Origin of the sequence: Caulobacter endophyticus, assembly GCF_003116815.1 — a bacterium.
Taxonomy (GTDB): Bacteria; Pseudomonadota; Alphaproteobacteria; order Caulobacterales; family Caulobacteraceae; genus Caulobacter; species Caulobacter endophyticus.
This window is the reverse complement of the sequence record NZ_QDKQ01000024.1, coordinates 50,467-73,798: the sequence shown is the minus strand read 5'-3', so window position 1 is coordinate 73,798 and position 23,332 is coordinate 50,467. Positions and strand designations below refer to the sequence as shown.

21 protein-coding genes are annotated in these 23,332 nt (G+C 66.6%); 14 read left to right on the top strand and 7 right to left on the bottom strand.

The window, feature by feature from the left end:
- Positions 1–225: 225 nt before the first annotated feature.
- A complete protein-coding gene (locus DDF67_RS05260) occupies positions 226–546 on the top strand; it encodes a DUF736 domain-containing protein (protein ID WP_109099881.1) in 321 nt (106 codons plus the stop codon).
- A 407-nt stretch (positions 547–953) separates the two neighbouring features.
- Positions 954–1,295: a DUF736 domain-containing protein gene (locus tag DDF67_RS05255; protein WP_109099880.1), complete on the top strand. Its 342-nt coding sequence runs from the start codon at positions 954–956 to the stop codon at positions 1,293–1,295.
- Here DDF67_RS05255 and DDF67_RS05250 read toward each other — a convergent pair.
- Positions 1,292–1,828 carry a helix-turn-helix domain-containing protein gene (locus tag DDF67_RS05250; protein ID WP_109099879.1) on the bottom strand — a complete coding sequence of 179 codons (537 nt, stop codon included), beginning with the start codon at positions 1,826–1,828 and terminating at the stop codon, positions 1,292–1,294. The two genes, DDF67_RS05255 and DDF67_RS05250, sit on opposite strands and share 4 nt — an antisense overlap.
- A 337-nt stretch (positions 1,829–2,165) precedes the next feature.
- Between DDF67_RS05250 and DDF67_RS05245 the strand changes: the two genes are divergently transcribed.
- The 3 genes from DDF67_RS05245 to DDF67_RS05235 all read left to right on the top strand — a co-directional run bounded on the left by DDF67_RS05245 (position 2,166) and on the right by DDF67_RS05235 (position 6,138).
- On the top strand, positions 2,166–2,750 hold the full coding sequence (locus DDF67_RS05245) for a GntR family transcriptional regulator (RefSeq protein WP_158277998.1): 585 nt from the start codon (positions 2,166–2,168) through the stop codon (positions 2,748–2,750).
- Positions 2,751–3,641: 891 nt separating this feature from the next.
- A complete protein-coding gene (locus DDF67_RS05240; RefSeq protein ID WP_109099877.1) occupies positions 3,642–4,289 on the top strand; it encodes a lasso peptide biosynthesis B2 protein in 648 nt (215 codons plus the stop codon).
- Between the two features lie 58 nt (positions 4,290–4,347).
- Positions 4,348–6,138, top strand: coding sequence for an asparagine synthase-related protein (locus DDF67_RS05235; RefSeq protein ID WP_158277997.1), 1,791 nt, complete (start codon positions 4,348–4,350; stop codon positions 6,136–6,138).
- Here the strand turns inward: DDF67_RS05235 and DDF67_RS05230 are convergent.
- From DDF67_RS05230 to DDF67_RS05215, 4 genes are all read right to left on the bottom strand, one after another.
- Positions 6,060–8,471 (bottom strand): prolyl oligopeptidase family serine peptidase, encoded by a 2,412-nt coding sequence (locus DDF67_RS05230; RefSeq protein WP_109099875.1) that lies wholly within the window; start codon positions 8,469–8,471, stop codon positions 6,060–6,062. The two genes, DDF67_RS05235 and DDF67_RS05230, sit on opposite strands and share 79 nt — an antisense overlap.
- 36 nt (positions 8,472–8,507) lie before the next feature.
- Positions 8,508–11,555: a TonB-dependent receptor gene (locus DDF67_RS05225; protein WP_109099874.1), complete on the bottom strand. Its 3,048-nt coding sequence runs from the start codon at positions 11,553–11,555 to the stop codon at positions 8,508–8,510.
- A gap of 116 nt (positions 11,556–11,671) precedes the next feature.
- Complete coding sequence (locus DDF67_RS05220) at positions 11,672–12,676, bottom strand: FecR family protein (RefSeq protein WP_109099873.1); 1,005 nt, start codon at positions 12,674–12,676, stop codon at positions 11,672–11,674.
- The gene (locus tag DDF67_RS05215; protein ID WP_158277996.1) at positions 12,673–13,194 is read right to left on the bottom strand and encodes an RNA polymerase sigma factor; all 522 of its coding nucleotides are present in this window, start codon (positions 13,192–13,194) and stop codon (positions 12,673–12,675) included. The genes DDF67_RS05220 and DDF67_RS05215 overlap by 4 nt, the downstream gene beginning before the upstream one ends.
- 109 nt (positions 13,195–13,303) lie before the next feature.
- Here DDF67_RS05215 and DDF67_RS05210 point away from each other — a divergent pair, with 109 nt between their 5' ends.
- The 9 genes from DDF67_RS05210 to DDF67_RS05170 all read left to right on the top strand — a co-directional run bounded on the left by DDF67_RS05210 (position 13,304) and on the right by DDF67_RS05170 (position 21,100).
- The gene (locus DDF67_RS05210) at positions 13,304–13,690 is read left to right on the top strand and encodes a helix-turn-helix domain-containing protein (protein WP_158277995.1); all 387 of its coding nucleotides are present in this window, start codon (positions 13,304–13,306) and stop codon (positions 13,688–13,690) included.
- A 163-nt stretch (positions 13,691–13,853) separates the two neighbouring features.
- Entirely contained in the window at positions 13,854–14,603 is a 750-nt protein-coding gene (locus DDF67_RS25950) for a DUF2285 domain-containing protein (RefSeq protein ID WP_233247548.1), read from the top strand.
- Positions 14,604–14,712: 109 nt separating this feature from the next.
- Complete coding sequence (locus tag DDF67_RS05200) at positions 14,713–15,015, top strand: helix-turn-helix transcriptional regulator (RefSeq protein WP_109099870.1); 303 nt, start codon at positions 14,713–14,715, stop codon at positions 15,013–15,015.
- The gene (locus tag DDF67_RS05195) at positions 15,012–15,470 is read left to right on the top strand and encodes a DUF2840 domain-containing protein (RefSeq protein ID WP_109099869.1); all 459 of its coding nucleotides are present in this window, start codon (positions 15,012–15,014) and stop codon (positions 15,468–15,470) included. Before DDF67_RS05200 ends, DDF67_RS05195 begins: the two co-directional genes overlap by 4 nt.
- Positions 15,467–15,973 carry a S26 family signal peptidase gene (locus DDF67_RS05190; RefSeq protein WP_109099868.1) on the top strand — a complete coding sequence of 169 codons (507 nt, stop codon included), beginning with the start codon at positions 15,467–15,469 and terminating at the stop codon, positions 15,971–15,973. Before DDF67_RS05195 ends, DDF67_RS05190 begins: the two co-directional genes overlap by 4 nt.
- A gap of 226 nt (positions 15,974–16,199) precedes the next feature.
- Entirely contained in the window at positions 16,200–16,787 is a 588-nt protein-coding gene (locus DDF67_RS05185; RefSeq protein WP_233247547.1) for a lytic transglycosylase domain-containing protein, read from the top strand.
- A 228-nt stretch (positions 16,788–17,015) separates the two neighbouring features.
- A complete protein-coding gene (locus DDF67_RS05180) occupies positions 17,016–18,728 on the top strand; it encodes a relaxase/mobilization nuclease domain-containing protein (RefSeq protein WP_109099866.1) in 1,713 nt (570 codons plus the stop codon).
- Positions 18,729–18,743: 15 nt separating this feature from the next.
- Positions 18,744–20,696: a conjugal transfer protein TraG gene (locus DDF67_RS05175; RefSeq protein ID WP_109099865.1), complete on the top strand. Its 1,953-nt coding sequence runs from the start codon at positions 18,744–18,746 to the stop codon at positions 20,694–20,696.
- A gap of 20 nt (positions 20,697–20,716) precedes the next feature.
- Positions 20,717–21,100, top strand: a complete 384-nt coding sequence (locus DDF67_RS05170; protein WP_199229160.1) for a CopG family transcriptional regulator — start codon at positions 20,717–20,719, stop codon at positions 21,098–21,100.
- 125 nt (positions 21,101–21,225) lie between these two features.
- Here DDF67_RS05170 and DDF67_RS05165 read toward each other — a convergent pair whose 3' ends face one another.
- Complete coding sequence (locus DDF67_RS05165; protein WP_109099863.1) at positions 21,226–22,536, bottom strand: PAS domain-containing sensor histidine kinase; 1,311 nt, start codon at positions 22,534–22,536, stop codon at positions 21,226–21,228.
- Between the two features lie 169 nt (positions 22,537–22,705).
- Positions 22,706–23,086, bottom strand: coding sequence for a response regulator (locus DDF67_RS05160; protein WP_109099862.1), 381 nt, complete (start codon positions 23,084–23,086; stop codon positions 22,706–22,708).
- Between the last annotated feature and the right edge of the window lie 246 nt (positions 23,087–23,332).

Genomic DNA, 23,332 nt, shown 5'->3' with positions numbered 1-23,332 from the left:
GGCCTGCCTTTCTTCCCCTGGGGTCTTTTCCTCGTGCCTCGGGCCCCATTCCTCGCGAGGCAAGAAACTTGACCGACTTGGTCCTTCGCCGAGGCTTCGGGAGCGCGCCCGCAAGCACGGCTTGAACGGGAAGGGCGCGCTCTGCGGGGCGGACATCGACCCCGGTCTGACGATCGCCATCGAGGCCGCGATCGGCGCGGCCCGGATCAGATCGGAGAGACCACCATGGCTACCATCGGCACCTTCACCGCCAATGCTGACGGCTCGTTCACGGGCGCCATCAACACCCTGGCCATCAACCTCAAGAAGGTTCAGTTCCGCCCCGTCGCCGAGAAGTCCAGCGACAAGGCGCCCGACTTCCGCATCACCGCCGGCCTCGCCGATCTGGGCGCGGCCTGGAAGAAGACGAGCAAGGACAACAACGCCTACCTGTCGGTCCGCCTGGACGACCCTTCGTTCGGCCACGCGATCAACGCCGCTCTTGTCGTCATCGACGACGTCCACACCCTGGTGTGGTCGCGCAGCACCGGCCCCAAGGAAGACTGACCAGCCCGCCCGCTCCGCCACCCGGCGGGGCGGGCGCGGCGCGCGAGCGCGCGTTTCGGCTTGCGCAGCCGATAGCGAGGCGGCCGAGCAGGGCGACGCGGAGGGGCGCGTTCCGCCGTTTCTACGCCATGGCCTGTCTTTGTACGACCGGTCCTGCGGACGTCTTGAGCCCCACGGACATGGGGCTCAGAACGGTTGGGCGGGTCTCGCGAGGACGCTTCCAACCGCCCGCCCAGGCGTCCGTTTCGCACCCGCGCCGTCGTCGCGCTTTCCGTCCCCCCGGGGCGCGACGAGGCGGCGGCTCGACCGACCGGCTCAACTCCCCCCAGCCGGTCCTCGAGCCGCCGCCAGACGGGCGGTCCCTCAGGCCCAGGGGCGGGCCTAGCCCAGCGCTGCAAGGAGACCTCATGACCACGATCGGACACTTCCGTCGCGAAGGCGACGGCTTCACCGGCAAGATCGCCACCCTGGCCATCGAGGCGGTCGTCACCCTGACCCCAGCCGAGAAGTTCTCGGCCAAGGCCCCCGACTTCATCGCCTATGCCGGCGCCGGCGCTTCGGCGCGCGAGTGCGGGGCGGCTTGGCGGGTCAACGACGCCAGCGGCGCGGTGTTGAGCCTCAAGCTGGACGACCCTACCTGGCCCGAGCCGGTCAGCGGCCGGATCATGGCCGCCGAGGACGGCGCCTTGCCGCTCGTCTGGTTCCGACGCGCCGATCCGCCACCGGCCACCGCACCGGCCCCCGGCTAGGCCTCTTCGTCCTCGGCCGCGTCCTCCGCGCCGTCTCCGACATCGCCGTCCTCCTCGTCGTCGGCGTCGTAGATGTCGGCCCAGGCCTTCTCCAGGAAGCTTTCGGCGCTGGCGGCGTGACGGATGAGATACTCGTCGATCTCCTCGGTCATCCGCCGCATCCCCGACAGCACCAGCCCCGGCGGCACGACGTTGAGCCGGGGCCCCACCTTGGTCAGCAGCTCGAAGAAGGCGATCCAGAAGGTCATCGGCAGCTTGCTGTCGAGCGTGTAGAGCGCCACCTCGGGGCGCTTGAAGAACAAGGCCAGTTGCAACGCGACAGGGTCTGACCGTGTGGCGCGGGCGAAAAGGCGGAGCTTTCGCAAGTCGAGGGCGCCGCCGCCAGCCTCGAAGTCCTGATAGGTTCGCAAGGGCATGCGCATGCTGTCGGCGACTTCCTGCTGGGACAGGCGTCGTTCCTTGCGGACCAATTTCAGGATGCGTTTAAGCAGGCGGGCCTGGCGGGCCAGCGGCGTCGACGGCGGGCCAGACATGCCTCACTCCACACGACTGAACAACTCTAGATTTGCATTAGTGCTCCACTGTGAGTGGAGTGCAATTGCTGATTGTTTCGTCCGCCCGCCGACGATGTTGCGGCGCAGAAGAATGGCGAAGTTTTCGGGACCTTGCGGTCTCTTCCGCGTGGTGTTGCGGGTTTTAACGCAGTGATCGCGAACTTCATCGGCAGGCATTTCAGCTTCCGCCCTTCGATCGCTGCGCCTCAATCCGCGCGGGTCGGATTTCCGCGCCCGGTCAGCGCGTTCTGACGGCGAACGGCTCGACCTTGCGATCAGCGGCCGACACGCTTGCAGCTTTTGTAAGGAGCGTGGGGTGGGCCGAGACCGGGATCCGTTCGAACGCACGATCGAGGCCCTGCGTCAGCGTCTGGTCCACGCCGGTCCGCTGCAGGGCGCGCCACTGCCGATCAACCTTCTCGCCGCCGACCTTGGAGTCAGCCAGACGCCGGTCCGCGAGGCGCTGGCCTGGCTGTCGGGAGAGAGCCTGATCGGCCGCACGCGCAGCGGCTATGTCGGCGCGACCTACCATGCCCAGGATCTGGCGCACGGCTACGAGCTGGCCCTGCTGCTGGTCCTGGCCGCCTACCGTCGCAGGCCGGCCTTGGCTGTCCCAGGCGACCGCCGCCAAGCCGACGAGGTGCTGGCCTATGTGATCGATGAGGGCGGCAACCTGGCCTTCAGCCGGGCCTTCTCGCGCGTGCTGAGGGAGCTTGCGCCGCTGGGGCCCGACGAGGCGGCGATCTGCGGCGAAGGCGCCCTGGACGCCGCGCGCCTGACCGAGGCGCTGAGCCAAGGTGGTCCGGCTTTCGTGCGCGCCGTGCGCCGTCACTATCTGCGGCGTATCGAGCGCAGCGCCGACATCCTCGCCCACGGCCTGCTGAGACATCCTAGAATATAGCGTTGAATATACTCAACTAAAGGCGCCCGATGGTGAGGCCGCAAACCTGCGGTGACCAGCCTGAAGGAGGCGACCATGACCACCACCACCCGCCTGATCCGTCTCGGACAAGCCAAGAAGCTGACCCAGGGCGGCGGCGTCCCGCTCGTGCCGGAGGAGGCCAACCCCACCCAGCGCTACATCGGCAGCTGAGTGCGAGGGACGCGGGGCGCCGCTGACGTCCCGCGTCACCTCTCGTCCCGGTCGCTTCTGGCCGCCGGTGTCTCAACCCCAAAGCTGAAGGAGCACGTCATGATCGTGCGGTTTCAACTCTTCCGCCTCGGCCGGGCCGGGGTCCTGACCCAGGCCGGCGGCGGCACGCTCTTCCCTGAAGAGGTCGGGCCGCTGCGCTGGATGTAGCGCCGTCAGCGGGCCGCCGGCGACGACGGCCCGCCATTGGCATGTCCCTTTCTGATCTGACGTCGAGGAGCGTAACGATGGGCTCGATCTACCGATTGATCGCGCTGGGGCCGGCCAGCAGCCTGACCCAGAGCAAAGCCTTCATGTTCCCTGAGGCGATCAGTCCCGTCCAGCGTTTCAACCTCTGACCACCTCTCAGACCGGTCAAATATAGGTTTGAATATAGTTGGCTGGCCCGGCCTCCTTGATGGGCCGCGAATGATCGCGGTGGTCCATCATGGAGAACAGTCGATGTCGCAGAGGTTTGTTCTGACCCGGGTAGGCAAGGCTTCGGCCCTGACCCAGTCGGCCGGGGGCACGCTCTTTCTCGAAGACAACATGATCTTCAAGTACGACCCGATCTGATCTCAGGTCGGACAACGTCGGATCAGCTGTGGCCGCCGCGGGGGCGTCCGGCGGCTCATTGGCGATCTTCAAACCACGAGGTCCACGATGCAGCTTCGTCTTGGCGAGGCCGTGCATGGCGTCATGATCGACGGCGACGCCGTCTTTCTCGACGTCCAGGCCGACGCCTATTTCTGCCTGCCGCAGGTCGGGGCGATCCTGACCCTCGACGGCTCGTCGGTGACCACGACGGAACCGGCGCTGGCCGACAGTCTCTGCGCCGCGGGCATGGCGAGCGCTGACCCGATCGCGCCGTGCCGGCCCGCCCCGCCGGCCACGCCGTCTCGGACCGCTCGCGCCTTGATCGTCGCGGCTGACGAAGGGGCGGCCCGTCCGGACTGGCGTCATTGGCAGGCGATGACTAAGGCCGCGCTCGCCGCGTCTCAAGGTCGCCGGCGCGCCTTCGCTGCGCTTCTGCCCGACAGTCAGGGCGGCGCGGCGGCGCCTGACGCCCGATTGCTGAACGATCTGGCCGTCTTTCGGCGGCTCGCCCCGTGGCTGCCGCTCGACGGCCTCTGCCTCAACCGCAGCCATCTGCTGAGGACCTATCTCGACGCGCTTGGCCATCGGGTCGACTGGATGTTCGGGGTCAGGACTTGGCCGTTCCGCGCCCATTGCTGGCTGCAGGCGGGCGACGTCGCGCTCGACGACGAGGCTGAGCGCGTCGCCGCCTACCATCCGATCATGGTGCGCTGAGATGGCGTATCTCGTTGTCGTCCATGAGCCCGGTCAGCCAGGCCAGCTCGCCGACGCGATGGTCGCCGACCTTCAGGCGCGGGGCTGGAGCCTGGCGCTGAAAGCCTTCGCCCTGATGGTCCTGACCCAAGGAGCCGCGCCGCCGCTCGTGCCGCTTCGGGCGGCGCAGGGCGTCGGCGGGGTCCTGCTCGGCCAGGCCTATCCACGCTCAAGCCTTGGCGCGGGGCCTCTGGCCGAAGGCGATCTTGCCGGCCTTATCGCGCAGGATCCGCAAGACGCGAGCGCCTGGCTCCTTGAGAAGGTCTGGGGCGGCTATGTCGGCGTCTTGGCCCAGGATCGGCGCGAGCCGCCCACGATCCTGCGCGATCCCACCGGCGCCATCGAGGCCTTCGTCTGGGGCCGCGATGGCGTCACCGTGATCGGGTCGGTGATCCCCGAAGGCCTCGCCGCGCCGCCGGATCTGGCCCTCGACTGGGAACGGATCGCCGACATCCTGGCCGACCCGGCCCGCTGCGGCGGCGCGTTGCCGCTCCACGGCGTCCGCGCTGTCGATCCGGGCGCTTGCCGCTTTGGGCCCGGCGGGCGAGAGGAGGTGGTGTTGTGGTCTCCGGTCCGGTTCGCGCACCGTCGCGGGCAGAAGCGCTGGGCCACCCGGCAGGAGCTGCGCGACTGCGTCGACGGCGTGGTGGGGTCGCTCGCCATCGGCGCTGGAAAGATTGTCTGCGAGATCTCCGGCGGCCTGGACTCGGCGATCGTCGCCACGAGTCTGGCCGCCATCGGACGTCCCGCCGATCAGGCCATCAACTTCTTTCGTGACCAGGCCGAGGCCGACGAGCGCGCCTATGCGCAGGCCGCCGCCACCCGCGCTGGCGTCCCCTTGGAGACCGTCAGGCGAACGCCTTTCGTCCTCGACGCTGCGACCTTCGCGCTGTCGGCTGGATCGGTGCGTCCCAACTTCAACGCCCTGGATCCCGGCTACGACCAGGGCCTGAGCGATGTCCTGGCGCGGACGCAGGCCGATGTGCTGTTCACAGGGCACGGCGGCGACGTCGTTTTCCTGCAGGTGGGCGCCGCAAGCCTGGCCGCCGACCTTCTGGCCGGTGCGCCCTGCGAGGGCGCGCGCCTGCATCGTTTGGCCGAGGTGGCGCGGCGCACCCGGCGGTCGGTGTGGAGTCTCGGCCTTGAGGCGCTGCGAGGCCGGCCGGGCGCTTTCTCGCCAGAAGCCCAGGCTTCGACGTCTGGGATCATCAAACGCGGATCGCCGTCGAGGAAGCATCCATGGGTCGTCGAAGGCGCGGCCGGCGCAGCGGGCAAGCAGGCGCAGATCTCCGGCCTGGTGATGAGCCTCACCTTGAATGGGGCGACGCGGCGGGCCGAACGCGCGCGCCTGGCCCATCCGCTGCTCAGCCAGCCCGTGATCGAACTGTGTTTAGCCATACCCGCCACCGTGCTGAGCGCCGGAGAGACCGAGCGCAGCTACGCCCGCGAAGCCTTTGGCGACCGCCTGCCGCCCTCGATCGTCGAGCGGCGATCCAAGGGCGACATCAGTGTGTTCCTAGGACGCAGCCTGGCCGCCAGCCTGGAATTCCTGAGGCCTTTCCTCCTTGAGGGACGCTTGGCGGCTGAAGGATTGATCGACGTTGCGCGCCTGGACGCGGCGCTAAGCGTTGAGGCCATGGTGTGGAAGGACGCGAGTGTGGAGATCTTGGCCGCCGCGACCCTTGAAGCCTGGATCGGCCACTGGGAGGGGAGGATCGCGGCGGCCAGCCGTCAGGGCGCAGAGGGAGCGGCGCTGACGGGTTCCGGCCCGCCGAAGACCTCCTCCAGGAAGGCGAAGGCCCGGCGATAGGTGTCGCGGATGTTTCCGGGGCTGATGGGGGCATGCTGCTCACCGCGATAGACGACCAGCTGGACGTCCTTGCCCTCGCGGGCCAGCGCCGAGAACATGCCCAGCGCCTGCATCACGCCAAAATCATTGTCCCCGAACAGCATCAGCACCGGCGCGTTGATCTTCCCGGCCTGAAAGCGGGGACTGTTGGCGCGGTAGAGTTCCGGGGCGTCCTCGGGTTTGGCGCCCATGCGCCCTTGGCCGGATTCGGTATAGGCCGCAAAGCCGCCCAGGGTCGTGTAGACCTCCGGGGCCGCCAAGACGCCGGGACGCAGCGTGTCGTGGATCCAGCCAAGATCGGTGATCGGGGCCGAGGCGATCAAGCCCTTGAAGCGAGGCGACTCAGACCCGGCCAGCAGGGTCCCCGTGCCGCCGTAGCTTTGTCCCCACAGGGCCAGCTTGGTCGCCGACAAGCCCGCTTGCTGGTTGCGCGCGGCGTCCACGGCCAGAAGGATCGCCTCGGCCAGACGCGGCGCCGGCGGTTCGTCCTGTGCGAGCGGCAGGCTGGGCGCCAGGACCGCATAGCCCTTGGCGACGAGCAGCTGAACGCTGGTGTAGAGTTCCGGCGAGCCCGGAGCGTAGCTGGCCGGCGCGACGTCATAGCGTGCGCCGGGGTAGGGGATGATCACGACGCCCCGCTGGTCCGAAGCCTTGTGGCCCGCCGGCAGATAGAGCCATGAGGTCAGGGGCTCGCCGTGGATGCCCTTGTGGGGGACGGCAATCGGCTCGGCGAACTGGACGTCTTCCAGCGCTTGGTTGACCGTGGTCACCAGAGCCGGCTCGCGCCCTGGGCGCAGCAGGGTGACGCGTGTGACGCCATGCCGATTCTTCCACGCGGCTGCGACGGCGGCGGTCCGTGGCGAGAACGCCAGGATCCGAAGCGCCGGATCGGTGGCCGCCAGCCGGCCACCGGCGCCGGCCGGGGTCAGCCAGCGTGTCTCGGCGCCAGCCTGGTCGAGCAGCACCGAGGGGCGGTCGCCGGGCTGCAACTGGCCGGGGGTGAGCTGGGCGCTCGGGTCGGCGACGCGCACCGGCGCGCTTTGGCCGTCGAGCCGAAACACCCCGTCGATGGTGCGGATTAGGGCCGTCTTGCCATCGGCGGCCAAGGCCAGACCGAGCGGCTTGCCGATCGTGGCCGTGAGATTGCGCGGTGTTTCTCCAAGGCTCCACCAGTTGGCGCGAGCCTCGCCCACGCGTCGCGCCAGGCCCGCCGGCTGTCCGCCGATCCATAAGCCCTGGCCCTGAGGCTGGACCATGAGTTCGCGCCAGCCCGTGTCGACGCTCAGCTCGGGAGCCAGGGCGCGAGCCTGGCCGTCGGGCGAGAACCGCCAATAGCCGTAGGGCTTGCCGTAGGTGTCGCTCTCGCGCGCGGCCGCCACCAGCGCTTTTCCGTCCGCTGACCAGGACCACGTCCTACGCATCAGGTCGCAGCGCGGGCAGGGCGCGGTTCGCCGGCCCGTTCGCAGGTCGACGAGACTAAGGCGCCGCCAGCGCGCCAGTTCACCGCCCAGGGCCTTGGGCACGCTGGCGTCGGGCTGGATCAGGCCGTCCTCCTCGATCATCGCCGCGTAGGCGCCGTCGGGCGAGAGCAGCATGTCGACATAGGCGCCCTTGGCCAGTGGCCTTACCGCGCCGGTTCTCGCGTCGAAGGCGACGAGCGACAGCGGCGGCGCAGCCGGCGTCAGGTCGCGGTAGCGACCGCTGCCGATCACGACGCCCGAGTAGAGACCCCGACGCTGGTCGGCCCAGGCCGCCGTCAGCCGCGCCTGGGTCTGCCATCCCGCGCCCAGCAGCAGCGAGGCGATCTCCGGCGGCTTGTCGACCACGATGACCTCGCGGTCGTCGCGCCAACGGGCGAAGGCGTTCCAGACCTCGGCCTCGACGGTCAGCCCCGACCACCGCGTCTCGCCCGTGGCCAGAGTGACGACGCCCATTTCGCGGCGGCGATCCTTTAGCCGAAACACCAGCAGGCGGGCGCCGTCGGGCGAAAACGCGCCGAACGTGTCTCCGGCCCCTGGATCTGGGGGAAGGAGGGCGCGCGCGGGTCCGCCGGACGCCACGTCGACGACCAGCAGGCGGCTGATCGCCTGGCTGTGCAGCCACTCGTGGTCGAAGTTTGGAGCGTCCTTGAAGGGGCCCTGCCGCTCGAGGACCAGCCAACGCCCGTCGGGCGAGAAGGCGGCGCGGCCGAGCCCTTCGAGCGAGAGCAGGTCTTCGACGGTGTAGGGGCGCTCTGCGCGGGCGGGCGAGACGCCCAGGGCGCAGGCGAGCGCAAGCGCTGCGAAGGTTCGCATCACGGGTTTCCTGAGATTCTGGGAGGGAGGAGGGGCCTACCAGGCCTTGGTCAGCTGCAGGGCCACGACGCGACCGGCCGGATCGTAGTTGGCCGGGTCATAGCCGACCCCAACCGGCGCATCATAGAAGGGCGGGTCCTTGTCGAAGAGGTTCTGAACCGTCACGGCGACCACCAGGCCCTTGAGCGGACCGCGCCCGTCCCGCGCCGTGAACTGAGCCTGCAGGTCCGCCGTCGTTTGAGCCTGGATGCGCGAACCCGCGACGGTCTGGAGATCGCCGACGTGGTTCAAAGTCCCGGTGACGCTGTAGGGGCCTCGGGACCAGGTCGCGGACACTCTGGCGCGCAGGTCGGCGGGGTATTCGGCCGTACCCGCCAGTTCGACGCCCTGCGCCGCGGCGGTGATCTTGCGCTTGTAGGAGAGCAGCCACGAGAGGTTGCCGGTGACGACTATGGGATTGCCGCCGACGCTCAAGCCGTACGTCCCCGTCAGGTCGAGGCCCCGAACCTTGAAGTCGCCGGTGTTGACGTAGCGGGCGTCGGCGATCGCCAGATAGGCTTCTGGCGCATAGAGGCCCGCCACCGACGAGGAGGCCTGCTTCAGGAGGTCTTTGACGAGCGCCAGGTCCGCCGTGTTGGTCGTGGGGCTGATGAACTGGCGGAACGGGGCCAGATCGGGGGCCGTCAGCACCGTGGAGAGGTTGTTGATCGCCGGCTGGCCGATCCGGCCCTGAAAGCGGGTGTCCCACAGCGTCGCGTTCAGGCGGATTTCCGGATGAGCTTGCGGCGCGTATTCCAGGCCGGTGGTCCAGGACTTGGCGGTTTCGGGCTGCAGGTCGGGATTGCCGCCGTAGCGGAGCAGGGTGAGGACCGTGCCAGACCCGACGGCGATATTGACCGGCGTGACGCGCTGGGCGTCGGTCAGCTCGCCAAGGGACGGCGCGCGGAAGGACTCGCCATAGGTCGCCTTGAGATTCCAGTCGGAGACGGGCGACCAGACCAGGCCAAGCTTGGGCACGGTGCTGGTGGCGCCGCCCTCATAGTGTTCGCGGCGCACCGCGATCGACAGATCCAGGCGTTCCAGTCCGGTCCGGCGGTTGTCCGGACCAAACAGCGGCGCGCGCGCCTCGGCGAAGATTGCGCTGACCCGTCGGTCGCCGAAGCGCGAGAAGTTGGCGACGGGCGTGACCCCGGCCGTCGCCGACAGGCCGATGGTCTTGAGGTGTTCCTCGCGAAGTTGCGCGCCGACCGCCAGGCGCACCGCGCCCGCCGGTAGGCGGAAGAGAGCGCCGTCAGCCATCACGCTCGCCGTGTCGAGGCGGCCGATTGTGCGGCGCGTTTCCCAGCCGGATGTCACGAAGTCGAGGATCGCCTGCTTGTTGCGGCCCGCGCCGATGAACGGGTTGAAGTATCCGTCGCGGGCGGCGCTGTACGCGGTCGCGGGATTGTCCGGCGTATTGCCCAGCGCTTCGCTGAGAAACGCCGAGTTGAGCATGGTCGTGTAGCGGCTGGCGCCGATCTCCTCGGCGTGCAGCACATAGGCTTCCAGCCGCCAATCCCCCGGCAGGCGCACCTTGGCCGAGAGCGACAGGCCGCGACTCTGCACCTCGCCGGCGCTCTTCAGGCCCGCGGTCTCGTTCAGGAACGAGTAAGCGAGATAGTGGGTCGCCGCGCCATTGGGCGAGACGAAGTAGGGATTGTTGCGGCCGACCACCATCGTGGTCTGCGGCGCGACCGCGTAGTCGGTGTAGCGGCGGTCGCTGTAGCGGGCGTCCGCCGACAGCGTCACCCGCGACCCGACGTCCTGGCTGGCCGCGATATAGACGCTGCCGCGCTCCTGGGTGGGCAGAAGGCTCATGGTCTGACGCCAATTGGCCAGGTTGCGCTGCCCGGCCAGGAAGTCGGCCGGCTTGAGGCTCGTGCCGTCCTGTCCCGACGGTACGGCGTAGATCGGCACGAGCGAGAAGGTCACTGGATCGATGCCCAGAACAGTGGCCGGCTGGCTGTAGTAAAGCCGATGATCCGTGCCGTCGAAGCGGCGCAAGTCCGCGTCGCCGGCATAGTCACGGCGCACAGCCATCAGGCCGTTTCGACGCTGATATTCCCCGCTGAGCAGAAGCGAACCCCCGTCCCAGCCGCGCCCGGCGGTGAGGGCAAGCTGCCTCTGGCCAAGATCCCCGCGCGTCGAGCCGCCGATCCGTGCGCGGGCCTCCAGACCCTCGTAGCGCTCGCGCATCACGACATTGATCACGCCGCCGACCGCGTCGGAGCCATAGAGCGCCGAAGCGCCGTCCAGCAGGACCTCGACCCGCGCGACCGCGGCCAGCGGGATCGACGACATGTCGGCGAAATCGCCCATCAAACCCGCGCCGGCCATGCGCCGACCGTTGATCAGGACGAGGGTGGCGTCGGCCCCCAGCCCGCGCAGATTGGCGCCCGTCGCGCGGTTGGCGTTTGTCGTGGTTGGGTCCGATCCCGTGGTGCTGGCGTCGTCGCTCGTCGTACCGCCAAAAGCTTGCGGCAGGGCGCTCACCGCATCGGCGACGGTGGCGTAGCCGCCCCTGTCGATTTCGCTTCGGTCGAGCGTGACGACCGGCGAGGGGCCGTCCTTCACGCCGCGGATATGGGTGCCGACGACAATTTCCGACAGTTCCGTCACGGCCTCGTCGGCCTGAGCTGGGGCCGAGATGGGGCGCGACGCGGCGGCTGCCATCACCGGCGTCGCCGCGGCCCGCTCATCGAGGGGCAGCTGACGGATCGACACGGGCTGGCGTGCGATCTTCAAGACCAGGACGCCCGGGCGCGCGGTCGCGACCGTGATGCCGGTGCCGGCCAGCATCTGCTCCAGCGCCTGGCGCGCGCTCAACCGCCCCTCCAACGCCGCAGCGCGCTTGCCAGCGACCACCTCGCCCGAGAACAGGATCCGCACCTGGGCTTGGCTGGCCAGGCTGAGGATCGCAGCGTCGAGCGGACCGGCTTGGATCTTCACGCTCACCGGGGCGTTGATGTCCGCCGCACACGCCGGCGGCGCCATCACCAGCGTCAACGCCGCGCTGCTCAGCAGCAAACCCTGGAACTGTCCCATTCCCATCCCCCAGGCTGGCGGGCGCCGTCTTTGCGAGGCGCTCTTGCCGTCAGCGGTGAGAGGGGGACGCGCCACGCGGGGGGCTCGGGTAGTTGGCTCGTGAAAAAATTATGACGTCATGTGCGCGGCCCAGGCGCAGCCGGTGCGCTGAGGGCGACCTCGCCTCCTGGAAGCTTGCGCGCCGTCAGGCCGTAGAGCAGCGATGCAGCTGAGGTGAACTCTGCGGTGTCGCCGGCCTGGAAGGCGCCGCTGACCACCAGTTCGCGCGGCGCTGAGGCCTCCAAGACGATCTTGGTGTTGCTGTAGCGATTGAGCTCGTCGACAACCGCAGCCAGCGTGACGTTGTGGAAGGTGAGGGTGCCGGTGCGCCAGCTCGTCGCCGCCGCCACATCGACCGTCGTTGGCTCGGGCGCTCCTGCGGCCTTCGAGAGCACAAGGCCCTGGCCCGGATTGAGCGCCCAGCCGTCCTTGCGAGACGTGGTTCGATCCGTGACCCTGACGCGCCCTTCGGCCAGCACGATGCGCACCTTGTCGCCGGCTCTTCGGACATCGAACGCCGTACCGATGGCGCGGACCTGCGCCGAGCCGGCGGCGACCACGAACGGACGCGCCGTATCATGGGCGACCTCGAAATAGGCCTCGCCACGCAGCAGCTCGACGCGGCGCTGACCGTTTGTGAAGCGCACCCTCAGCGTGCTATCGGTGTTGAGGCGCACTTGGGAGCCGTCGTCCAGCCGCAGGCTGGAGATTTCGCCGACCCGGGTGCTGTAGGTGTCGGACACGCCGGGCCGCAGCACTAGAACAGCGCCGGAGACCACGGCGGCGAACGCCAGACCCGCGCCCCAAGCCCACCATGCGCCGCGGAAGTTTCGTCTGGCGCGCTCGGGCGGCTGCGCCAAGGCGTGGTGCGCCGCAGCGCGCATAACCGGATCGTCTCGCAATCCACGGACGGCGCGGCTGATGTCCTCGATATCATTGTAAGCGGCGAGATTGTCAGGATCCCGGCTCCAGCGCTGGAACCTTGTCAGCTCCTCGGTCTCGATCGGAGTGCGGCTCAACCGTGCGAACCAGTCGGCCGCTTCAAGCTCGCGCCGCTCCGTGTCCGGATGATGTTCGGTCATGACGACGCTTGCGTCTCCCTCAACGCCTTACGCGTCAAGGCCAGGGCTTCGCGCATGCGGTGATGGACGGTTGTCACCGGGATCTTCCTGAGCTTCGCGACATCGGCATAGGACAAGCCCTCGATGTGGGTCAGGATGAAAACATCGCGCAACTTATCCGGCAGGGCCAGCACGATTCGACGAAGATTGGTCTCAGCTTCCTGCTGCGCGGCTTCGGCGGCGCTCTCGATCTCACGCGCCGACTCCTCGGGTCCGGCTTCGCGGCGGCGGTTCCGAAACCAGTCTCTGGCCAGATTGTCGGCGATCTCCATAAGAAACGCCTTGGGGTGGCGGATCTGGCCAGCGACCTCGTATGGGGCCGCGCGCAGGTAGGTGTCCTGCGCCAGGTCGTCGGCGAGCACCGCGCCGTAGCGCTTGCGCAGCCGATCCCGCAGCCAGCGATCGTGACGTCGGCAGAGTCGTTCTAGCGCCGCGTTGACTTCCGCCAAACTCGGCGTGGGGGGGAGCGAGCCATCCACGGGGGAGTTCCAACCAGAGAATGACCCACAGAATCCTACGAACGAAGAAACATTGGAAGTATGTTTTCGCGAAAAACATACGCCCGACGATCTGTGTGCGAGCCGGCCGGTGTCCGACCATTTCCAACTGGTTTGTCGGGTGCCTCGGGCGATGGCGAGTTTGGAAGAACAGTTCGGCTCGCTCGTTCGCCACCATCGCGAACGCCTCGGCATGTCCCAGCAAGACTTGGGAGATTTGGTCGATCGTACCGCAGTCACTATTGGTCGAATCGAGCGCGGCGAGTCCTCGCCCATGTTCGAGGCGCTGGCGATCTTCGCGTCGGCGCTAAAGGTCGATGTGCGGGAGCTATTCGGCATAGGTGACTACGCTGCGCAAGCTGGGCGGGATGATCCGCTCGTTAGCATTGTCCAGCGGCTCTCGACGCTTGGGCCTGATGACCTGGCGTTTATTGACGAGATGATTTCAGCGGCGCTGAAACTTCGTCGCTCGTCTTAATGCAAAGTGGCGCAGCTCTTTAGAACATCAGCCGCAGCAAATTTGCACGCGTAGTGCGGATCACTGCGGGTAAGCCCGCAACTCGTGCGCCTCAAGAGCAACATTCTCCCAAATCTTTAGGCCAAGCTGTGCGCGTCAGTGACGCTTCTGGCGCAATCCTTCAATGGCCGCGCTCGCATCTCCCTCGGGATGGGGACGTCCGCCCGGCGGTGGCGCCGACGGCGGCTGGCGCACCTACCTGCCGCTCGACGTGCCCGGATTTGCCTGGGAATTCCTGCGGCGCAACCCCGGATATAGAAACGATTTCGCGGGCAGTGTTGCCCGCGGTTCGCCAACGGTGGATATGCGCTGGGGCCTACGCTTCGCAGCCGATCCGGACTTGGCGCGCGTCAGCGATGTCTTCTGGCGGCAGGACGTGGCGCCGGGGATAGTCCTTCCGCTCGCAGCAGACGGCTTTGGCGACAGCGGCATCGTACATCGTTTGCCGGAGGGCTGCGCGCGCGCCGCCGAGGACGGGCTGCACATTCGTTTGCCCGCCGGGCTCCAACTTCTCTTGCAGGGGTTGTCCGACGCCAGCGGGCCAATGGTCGTCATGCTCGCGTACGACCCTCATTTTGGCCTCCGTGTAAAAGCGGCCGAGGCCTTGGACCGCGCCGCGCGCGGACGTCCACCGCTTAAATCCAGGCTCACCAATGCCCAGCGTACGCGTCTGGCGAAAAGCCTCTTCGCGCTCGATGCACGGCTTCGCGGCGATAGCTACCGCAGCATCGCAAACGCGCTGTTTGGCGAAAATGCCGTCCGTGAGGAGTCCTGGCGCACCGCAAGTCTGCGGGCGATGACGATCCGTCTCGTCCAAGCGGGTAGGGGGCTGATGGAAGGGGGCTACCTCAAGCTTCTTCGCGGCGGGCTGTGAGGGGTGACGTAGATCGGGGTGGCCGTCTTCGTCATCCCCCAAGGGCGATCGATCCCGTCAGCCTATCCGAACGACGCCGACCGTATCCGAGCGTCGCCAAGGGTACGCGATGACGATCAACAGCACACCAAGCCCCCCGCGACATTTGAGAACGCCCGAGGCCGCCCGGTTTCTGGGCTTGTCAGACAGGACGCTCGAGAAGCACCGGTCGTACGGAACCGGCCCCACTTACCGCAAGATCGGCGGCCGTGTCGTCTACACGCTAGATGACCTGCAGGCTTGGTCGGATCGCGGCATGCGCACGTCGACGAGCGATCCCCACGCGCAAATCGTGCCGCCCGCGAAGCGGCACGCCGCAAGCTCGCCATCCTTCGCATCCCCGCTCGTCCAGCCAGAAAGCGCCGAGCAATGAGCGTCCAGGTGGATCTTCTGTGGCTTGAGGGGCAAATCGAGCGCTGGATCAGGTTCGGAACGAGCGTGTCCGAGCGGATCGTGGATCGCCGTCAGCGCATCGTCGAGTTCGCGCCCGGTGCGATCTTCGCCTTCGTCCGCTGGCGCAGCGGTGTTTATGGAACGGTGGAGTCACGTCTCGCCGTGTTGCGCGCCGTCTCGACCGGCGAAGCGTTCACGACCTATCCGTTTGTCGCTCCTGGCGCGGAGATTCTTCTGAACCTTAGCGGGTGGGCGAAAGTCCAAGCGGTCCTTGACGTCATCGATGGGATCGAGGCGACGGGCTTGGCCGCAACGTCCGTGGCGCCGGACTACTGGCGTCATGTCGGTGCGCGGATCAGCGTCGGGTTGGCGCCTCGGCAATACGACCGACGGCGTCATCGCGCCTGGCTACTGCGCCGGAAACTCGCGCGATGACCGGCCGCGCCAAGTTTCTAGCCGGCCTCGTTTTCGGCTGCATCGTCCTCCTGAGCCCGGTAGTGATCAGGCCAGACGCACGATTGATCTTCAACGCCACCGCCAGTGCGCCGCTCGGCTTCTACTGGCGGGATAACGCAGAACCGGGCGTTGGCGAACTCGCTCTGGTCCGACCGCCACCGCACCTCGCGCGATGGCTAGCCGTGCGCCGATACCTGCCAATCAACGTGCCGCTGATAAAGCATGTGGCTGCGGAGGAGGGGCAGTTCGTCTGCATCCGAAACCGCGTCGTCTACATCGATGGCGTGCAGATCGGTGACGTCCTCACCCACGACCGCGTCGGCCGGTTCCTCTCAGAAGCCTCGATCTGCCGTCGCCTGTCGGCCGACGAGGTTTTCCTCCTCAACACAGCGCCGCGGAGCCTAGACGGCAGGTATTTCGGTCCGCTTCAACGACGCGACGTTGAGGGTCGGCTCACGCCGGTCTGGACGTGGGGGCGCTGATATGTCGACGCCCTCATACCTTTCCTTGTTCGGCCACTACTGCGGTCCTTTCCTCGTCCCGGCCGAGATCCAGACAGCGGCCGCGCACAGCCGCGGTCAGGGGCGGCCGACGGGCCGGCGCGCGTGGCGCGCTTCCCTTGACGGCGGAGAGCACGGTCGCACGCTTGCGAAAGGCGGGCGTCGCCTCAAGCCCACAGCCCTCTCTCTTCGAACTTGGAGTGGCGGTGTGCTGCTCCTGTGCCTTGTCGTCACAGTTCCTGTATCGTCTGCCTACGCGGAGTCTGCTGGAATAGCGGAGATTGTCGACGAGGCTGCGGCTCGTTTTTCGCTTCCGTCCATCTGGATCCACGCCGTGATCCGCGCTGAAAGCGGAGGTGATGCAAACGCGGTTTCCGCGAAGGGCGCGGTCGGGCTCATGCAACTGATGCCAACGACCTGGCGCGCATTGACTGCGGAACATCGGCTCGGCACAGACCCGCTCAATCGGCGCGCCAACGTGCTTGCCGGATCGGCATATCTGCGCGCGCTGTACGATCGGTTCGGACGAAGCGGCTTTCTGGCCGCCTACAACGCGGGACCAGGGCGATATGCTGAAGCGCTCGCGGGTCGCCGCAACCTGCCAACCGAAACCATCCATTACACCGCCAAAGTCGAGCGCTTGATCGCGGCTGCGGCGCGAGAACCAATCGCCATTGAGACCGCCCCTTCCGTCGACTGGCGCGGCGCTGACCTGTTCGTCAAAACTCATCGAGAAGGCGACGCGGTGGAGGAGAAGCGGCTGTTCGCCTCCACAGATCGAGCTGGGCGGCCGTGATGCGGCTTCAGTCTAAAGACCTGGGAATTGGAAGGCGTAAGGCAGGAGGTCTCGCCAAAACCCTGCTCGGGGGAGATGGCGAGATAAAAGGACCGGGACCTTTTAGGCCCATGTCCTTGCTTCTGTTGGTGATTCTCCGGGACCTGCGACATCGTCAAGGTCCCGGATTTTCGAACTTCTTGAAGCTTATCATGGGGTTGTCCGGGACCGATCGCCGGAAAGCCGTCCATGTCTGACGACCAGGAATTTTTCCTGCGGCTCGGACGCATCGGCGATCGCGGCGCCAGCAATGGCGCCAGGGGCCGAAGCTTCGTTCGAGAGGTTCTAGTGGGCGCTCGGAAGAGCGGGCTCGGCGCCGTCGACCTGAACAGGCGAAGCCGCGTTCGCAGATCGGGTCGCGGCCGAGACGCTGGGATGCGCGCGCGATCGGCTGGCCGCCGCGTGATCATCAAGGCCAGGATCGTCCGTCATTCCGGCGCGAGGTACCGCGCTGCGCCGCTGCCCGATCACATTCGGTACTTGCGGCGCGACGGCGTCACCAAGGACGGCTCGCCGGCCGAGATGTTCGATCGTGACGGCCCGGCCGACCATGCCGCATTTGCCGACCGCTGCGGCGACGACCGGCATCATTTCCGCTTCATCGTGTCGCCAGAGGACGCGGCCTCCCTTGAGCACCTTCAAGCCACGACGCGCGAATTGATGGCCCAGGCCGAAAGGGATCTTGGCACGCGCCTCGATTGGGTGGCGGTCGATCACTGGAACACCGAACACCCGCACGTTCATATTCTCGTGCGCGGCGTCGATGAGCGCGGGCAGGATCTGATCATCGACCGCGACTACATCGCCCAAGGCATGCGCCAGCGTGCCGAAGCGTTGGTGTCGATGGAGTTAGGGCCCCGAACCCCAGAGGAGCTGGCCGCCAGCCTGGACCGAGAGGTAGAGGCCGAGCGGTGGACGAGCCTGGACCGCAAGCTTCGCGAGCGCATGAGCCCCGATGGCCTGGTCGATCTACGACCTGCGTCTCAAGAGGAACATCAGGTTCCGCCGCGTCTGATCGGACGAGCGCAGTTCCTCCAGAAGCTCGGGCTCGCGGAGGGCGGCGAGGGGCAGTGGCGACTCGACGGGGACCTTGAGGCCCGCCTGCGGGCGCTGGGCGAGCGCGGCGACATCATCAAGACCCTGCATCGCGCACAGCGCGGTGAACGGGACTCAGCCGATCTACGGATTCATGGCGAAGCCCTGGAGGCGCCGCTCCTTGGGCGACTGGCGGACCGAGGCCTCCATGACGAGCTGAATGGCCAAGCCTATGTCGTGGTCGACGGCGTCGATGGACGGCTTCATCATGTCCGGGTTCCTCACCTTGGGGCGGCGGGCGACACCCCGATAGGCGGCCTCGTCGAGGTCAGAGCCTGGACGGCGGATGATGGCCGGCGCGGCGTGGAATTGGTGCATCGCGCCGACCTGAGCATCGAGCGACAGGTGACCGCGTCTGGCGCGACCTGGTTGGACCGCCAACTCGTCATCAAAGATCCCGCCGCGCTCGCCAGCCACGGCTTCGGACAGGAGGTCCGTGTCACCCTGGAAGCGCGTCGTACGTACCTGCAGCGCCTAGGATTTGCGGATCACGCCGGACGTTTGCGCCCTGGTCTGCTTGCCTCGCTCAAGGCCGAAGAGCTGGCACGGGTCTCCGAAAACATTGCTGCGAGTGGACAGACCGCTTCGGGCGCGGCCAGGCCCGGTGACTTGGTGCAGGGCGTTTACCAGCGGCGGGTGGACCTGGCCTCCGGCCGGTTCGCGATGATCGACGACGGTCTGGGGTTCCAATTGGTGCCCTGGACCAAGGCCTTGGATGACCGCCTCGGGCAGGAGGTCAAGGGCACGATGACCCCGGGAGGAGGGGTCGATTGGGCGCTCGGACGAAAGCGGGGGAGAGGGCTTTGAAAATGAGTCCCCTCCATGAGTGGAACGAAGATCCTCTGGGGCCAGATCCTGACCGTCGCCCTGTTGACCTTGGCTGGCGTTTGGCTAGCGACTGAGTGGACAGCGTGGCGGCTAGGGTTTCAGCCGCAGCTTGGACCACCCTGGTTTCATCTCGGCCCGTGGCCGATCTACCCACCGCCGGCCTTCTTCGTTTGGTGGTTCATCTACGACGCCTACGCGCCGGATGTGTTCGCGCGCGGCGCGTTCATGGCGGCTGGCGGCGCGCTGATCGCCGTCTTCGTCGCCATCGGCATGTCGATTTGGCGCGCGCGCGAAGCCAAGAAAGTGACCACTTACGGGTCGGCGCGCTGGGCGACGGAAGCTGAGGCGAGGGCGGCTGGCTTGCTCGGCCCCGACGGCGTCGTCCTCGGCCGTATGGACCAGCACTACCTTCGCCACGACGGGCCAGAGCACGTCCTGTGCTTTGCCCCGACGCGATCGGGGAAGGGCGTGGGACTCGTGGTGCCGACCCTGCTGACCTGGGCCGGGTCGGCGGTCGTTCACGACATCAAGGGTGAGAATTGGCAACTGACAGCCGCCTGCCGGGCGCGCATTGGTCCGGTCCTTCTGTTCGACCCGACCAATCCCAATTCCAGCGCCTACAATCCCCTCTTGGAAGTGCGGCGCGGTCCCTCAGAGGTGAGGGACGTTCAGAACATCGCCGACATTCTTGTAGATCCAGACGGCGCGCTCGAGCGGCGGTCGCACTGGGATAAGACCAGCCACAGCCTTCTGGTCGGGGCGATCCTCCACGTCCTCTACGCCGAGCCGGACAAGACGCTCGCCGGCGTGGCCAACTTCCTGGCCGATCCCCGCCGGACGATCGAGGCGACGCTGCGGGCGATGATGGCGACCCTACACCTGGGCGACCGGGTCCACCCTGTCGTGGCCAGCGCGGCAAGGGAGCTACTGAATAAGAGCGAGAACGAGAGGTCGGGCGTGCTGTCGACCGCCATGAGTTTCCTGGGACTCTACCGCGACCCGATCGCCTCGGCCGTTACGTCGCGATGCGATTGGCGGATCGACGACCTCGTCACCCCGGGACGTCCCGTAACCCTCTACCTGGTCGTGCCGCCATCCGACATCAGCCGCACCCGGCCGCTGATCCGCTTGATATTGAACCAGATTGGTCGACGCCTGACAGAGGGCTTGGAGTCGGCGCGTCAACGGCCGCGGCTTTTGCTGATGCTCGACGAGTTTCCGGCGCTTGGCCGGCTCGACTTCTTCGAGCAGGCGATGGCCTTCATGGCCGGGTACCGGATCAAGGCCTTCCTGATCGCCCAGAGTCTGAACCAGATCGCCAAGGCCTACGGGGAGAATAATTCCATCCTCGATAACTGCCACGTCCGGGTCGCGTTCTCGACCAACGACGAGCGCACCGCGCGCCGGATCAGCGACAGTCTCGGCACCGCCACCGAGATGCGGGCGATGAAGAACTACGCCGGGCATCGGCTGTCGCCCTGGCTCGGTCATTTGATGGTCAGCCGCCAGGAGACGGCAAGGCCGCTGCTGACCCCAGGCGAGGTGATGCAGCTGCCGGCCGACGAGGCCTTGGTGCAGGTCTCGGGTGTTGCGCCCATCCGCGCGAAAAAGGCGCGCTTCTATCTCGATCGGGAGCTTGCGTCGCGGGTGGCCTCGTCGCCCGAGAAGCCGGCGATCCTTCTGCCAGCCGAGGTATCCGAATGGGTGTCTGTCCAGGCGGCGGCAGGGGAGGGTGGAGGCAACTCCGGTGAAGACGATGACGGCGGGCTGCGCCTCGAGCCCGAACTGGATGGTCCGACCGAACTGGTGGCCACGCCGGAGGAGGTTGAGCGTGGGTTGGATCCCGATCTCGACGCCGATGACATCGTCCAGACTGAGCAATCGCGGCGGTTCAGGACTGCTGCTCGGCTTGCGGCCCTGGATCCTGATGATGGCATCCCGCTGTGAAGGTCCAGACGAAGGTGTTCATGGCCAGGGATTTGTCCCTCGCCCTAGACGCGGCGTCACGCCGGATGCGTCGGTCGAAGTCCGAGATCGTGCAGGCGGCGGTGGCGGCCTACCTGTCGGCGGATGGGGAAGAGGCGTCGGAGGCGGCGGTCACCCGGCGTCTCGATCGGATTAGCCGTGCGATCGAGCGGCTAGAACGCGACGTGACAATCTCCAACGAGGCCGTCGCCCTGTTCGTGAAGGCTTGGCTAACGGCGACGCCAAGCCTGTCGGCTGGAGATCAGAGGGCGCAGAACGCCAAGGGGCAGGAGCGCTATGTCGGGTTCCTCGATGCTCTGTCCCGACGGCTTGCATCAGGGCGTTTGCTTCGAAGCGAGATTTCTGAAGAACGAGACGTTACCTGACTCTTCTCTTCCGTTCGGAGTGTCCGCTTGCGGGAGGTTGAGGCGCTAGGGACGTAGGTTTCGCGAACCGGCCATCCCTGGCCAACAGTGAGACGCGGTCCGTCATGGGGCTGGCAGCTAGCGCCTTAGTCGAGCTCCAAATCCAGCGTGCAATGGAATCCTGAAAGATGGAACCTTCGCAACACCTCGCAGTTTCGGATTCCTCGTTCAATGAGTTTTGAGCCGAGCCCCAGTCGCGTTGGCGACTTGACGATAGGCCCGCCGCTCTCCTTCCAATCAACGATAAGGCGCTTTTGCTCGCCCCGTAGCTCCAGGCGCCACATTAAGTCAACGCGACCCACTTCGTTGGAAAGAGCGCCATATTTGAGTGCATTGGTCGCCAACTCGTTGACTGCCAGGGCGAAGGGTTGCGTCATTGCCTCTTTGAGCACGACGGGCGGCCCCGAAAGACGAAGACGGCCCGCGCCGATAAAAGGTGCGAGTTGAACGCAAATCAGGTCTTCGAGCTTCGCACCGCCGAATTCGCTGCGCAGTACCGCGGTGTTGGCCGCCGCCATGGCCATCACCCGACCGCCAAAGGCGTCGATCAGGTCGGCACGGGAGGTCGTCGAACGTACCGAGTTCTGGAAGAGCCCGCTAACCACGGCCAGCACGTTGTTGACCCGGTGGGCAAGTTCGCCGGCGACCAACTTATACGCCTCCCCCAAGGCGGTTCGCGCGGTAACGTCCTGCATAACGCCGACAAATCTGAACGCCTTGCCATTGACGTCCGTTAGGATCGCTCCGCGATCCAGGACGTCGCGATACCTGCCGGCCGCGTCGAGATAGCGGAACTCTCCTTCCCAGTTAGCCAAGCCGTCCTCGATCGCCGCCCTCATACCCTCGACAATTCGCTTCCGGTCGTCTGGATGGATGCGTTCATCACGCCACCGGGTGCTCTCGCCGATCTGGTCGGGATCGTAGCCGAGGGTCGAGGTCATGCCTTCGCCCCACCAAACCTTGTTGTCGACGAGATCGATGTCCCAAAGGATATCAGCATTGGACCGCATGATGTCTTGCAGGCGGTCATTGGTCCGTTTTTCGGCGGCGAGATCGGAGTGAGCGGCGGTGATGTCTCGCAAGATGACGATGAACTGCGCGATGTTTCCAGGCAGGCTCGCGATAGTCACGTCCCACCAGCGGTTGGCGCCCGTGGTCATAGAGCAGCGTATCTGAAAATTTGCCGTGCCGTTGCATCGCGTTTTTTCGAGAGCGGTGATCAAGGTCGGGCGCACGTTCTTGGGCCAAAGATCCGGCCAATAACGCCCGACTATGTCCGTGGGGCTGTCGACGGCCATAAGTCTCAAGCCCTCCTCGTTGAAGGACCGGACGGCCCCGGTGTCGTCCAGAGTCTGTACGCAACAGGGCGAGTTCAACGCGGCGGATTCAACTGCCATTGGTCGATGGCGGTGTTGACGATGTGTGCGGCATCGGTAGCGGTCCTGATGAACATGAACGCTGGTTGGAGGTCAAAGCGCGATGAGGGGCCAGGTTCCCACGGCGAGTTTCGCAGGTGTCATTTGCGAGGCGCAGCATTGACAGCTGCGCTGATATTGTCCGCGTGGTTCAAGCGTGGGCGCTGCGCAGCAAAGCTTCGACGAGCCTGACCAACTTTGAAAGGTCGTAGGGCTTGGCCAGGAAAGGCGATGCGTCCGGTCCAGTTGGACCGTGGAGGCCGGATGTAATCAACACGGCGATGTCCGGCCAACGCTGGCCGACGATCCTCTGCAGGCCCAGACCATCGATTGGACCAGGCATGTCGATATCCGTGAAAACCAAGGCAATTGGTCCGTGGTGTTCGAGCATCGCCAAAGCTTCCAAGGCTGATCCGGCTTCGAGCACAATGTAGTCGGCGTCACGAAGGTGGTCGGAGGCGACCATGCGGACGATGGGCTCATCCTCGACAACAAGCAAAGTAGCGCCCCGCCTTCCGGCAGCCGCGGTCATATCAGGGGGTGGCATGAAAAGGCCCTTCCGGGCCTATGCCCTAGTGACCTGACGCTGGAGCTGTCGGCCGCAATCGCTTCGCGCGACCTTCTCCAAAATGCCTGTAGCGGTCCGATGTTCCTGATGGGATCGGACAAAAGAAATATCGCCGTCCAAGTCGCCACAATCCGCCTCCACGTTCTCCCGAGCCTGTTTCGTTCTGGTTGTGCGGGTGATGGAGACCCAAACCGAGCTAACAGACAACAC

What these genes read in the sequence shown, in the direction of transcription:
- DDF67_RS05260 (WP_109099881.1), top strand. Translation starts at nt 226, where the DNA reads ATGGCTACCATCGGCACCTTCACCGCCAATGCTGACGGCTCGTTCACG.
- DDF67_RS05255 (WP_109099880.1), top strand. Translation starts at nt 954, where the DNA reads ATGACCACGATCGGACACTTCCGTCGCGAAGGCGACGGCTTCACCGGC.
- DDF67_RS05250 (WP_109099879.1), bottom strand. Translation starts at nt 1,828, where the DNA reads ATGTCTGGCCCGCCGTCGACGCCGCTGGCCCGCCAGGCCCGCCTGCTT.
- DDF67_RS05240 (WP_109099877.1), top strand. Translation starts at nt 3,642, where the DNA reads ATGCAGCTTCGTCTTGGCGAGGCCGTGCATGGCGTCATGATCGACGGC.
- DDF67_RS05235 (WP_158277997.1), top strand. Translation starts at nt 4,348, where the DNA reads ATGGTCGCCGACCTTCAGGCGCGGGGCTGGAGCCTGGCGCTGAAAGCC.
- DDF67_RS05230 (WP_109099875.1), bottom strand. Translation starts at nt 8,471, where the DNA reads ATGCGAACCTTCGCAGCGCTTGCGCTCGCCTGCGCCCTGGGCGTCTCG.
- DDF67_RS05225 (WP_109099874.1), bottom strand. Translation starts at nt 11,555, where the DNA reads ATGGGACAGTTCCAGGGTTTGCTGCTGAGCAGCGCGGCGTTGACGCTG.
- DDF67_RS05220 (WP_109099873.1), bottom strand. Translation starts at nt 12,676, where the DNA reads ATGACCGAACATCATCCGGACACGGAGCGGCGCGAGCTTGAAGCGGCC.
- DDF67_RS25950 (WP_233247548.1), top strand. Translation starts at nt 13,854, where the DNA reads ATGGCCGCGCTCGCATCTCCCTCGGGATGGGGACGTCCGCCCGGCGGT.
- DDF67_RS05200 (WP_109099870.1), top strand. Translation starts at nt 14,713, where the DNA reads ATGACGATCAACAGCACACCAAGCCCCCCGCGACATTTGAGAACGCCC.
- DDF67_RS05195 (WP_109099869.1), top strand. Translation starts at nt 15,012, where the DNA reads ATGAGCGTCCAGGTGGATCTTCTGTGGCTTGAGGGGCAAATCGAGCGC.
- DDF67_RS05190 (WP_109099868.1), top strand. Translation starts at nt 15,467, where the DNA reads ATGACCGGCCGCGCCAAGTTTCTAGCCGGCCTCGTTTTCGGCTGCATC.
- DDF67_RS05180 (WP_109099866.1), top strand. Translation starts at nt 17,016, where the DNA reads ATGTCTGACGACCAGGAATTTTTCCTGCGGCTCGGACGCATCGGCGAT.
- DDF67_RS05175 (WP_109099865.1), top strand. Translation starts at nt 18,744, where the DNA reads ATGAGTGGAACGAAGATCCTCTGGGGCCAGATCCTGACCGTCGCCCTG.
- DDF67_RS05170 (WP_199229160.1), top strand. Translation starts at nt 20,717, where the DNA reads ATGGCCAGGGATTTGTCCCTCGCCCTAGACGCGGCGTCACGCCGGATG.
- DDF67_RS05165 (WP_109099863.1), bottom strand. Translation starts at nt 22,536, where the DNA reads ATGGCAGTTGAATCCGCCGCGTTGAACTCGCCCTGTTGCGTACAGACT.
- DDF67_RS05160 (WP_109099862.1), bottom strand. Translation starts at nt 23,086, where the DNA reads ATGACCGCGGCTGCCGGAAGGCGGGGCGCTACTTTGCTTGTTGTCGAG.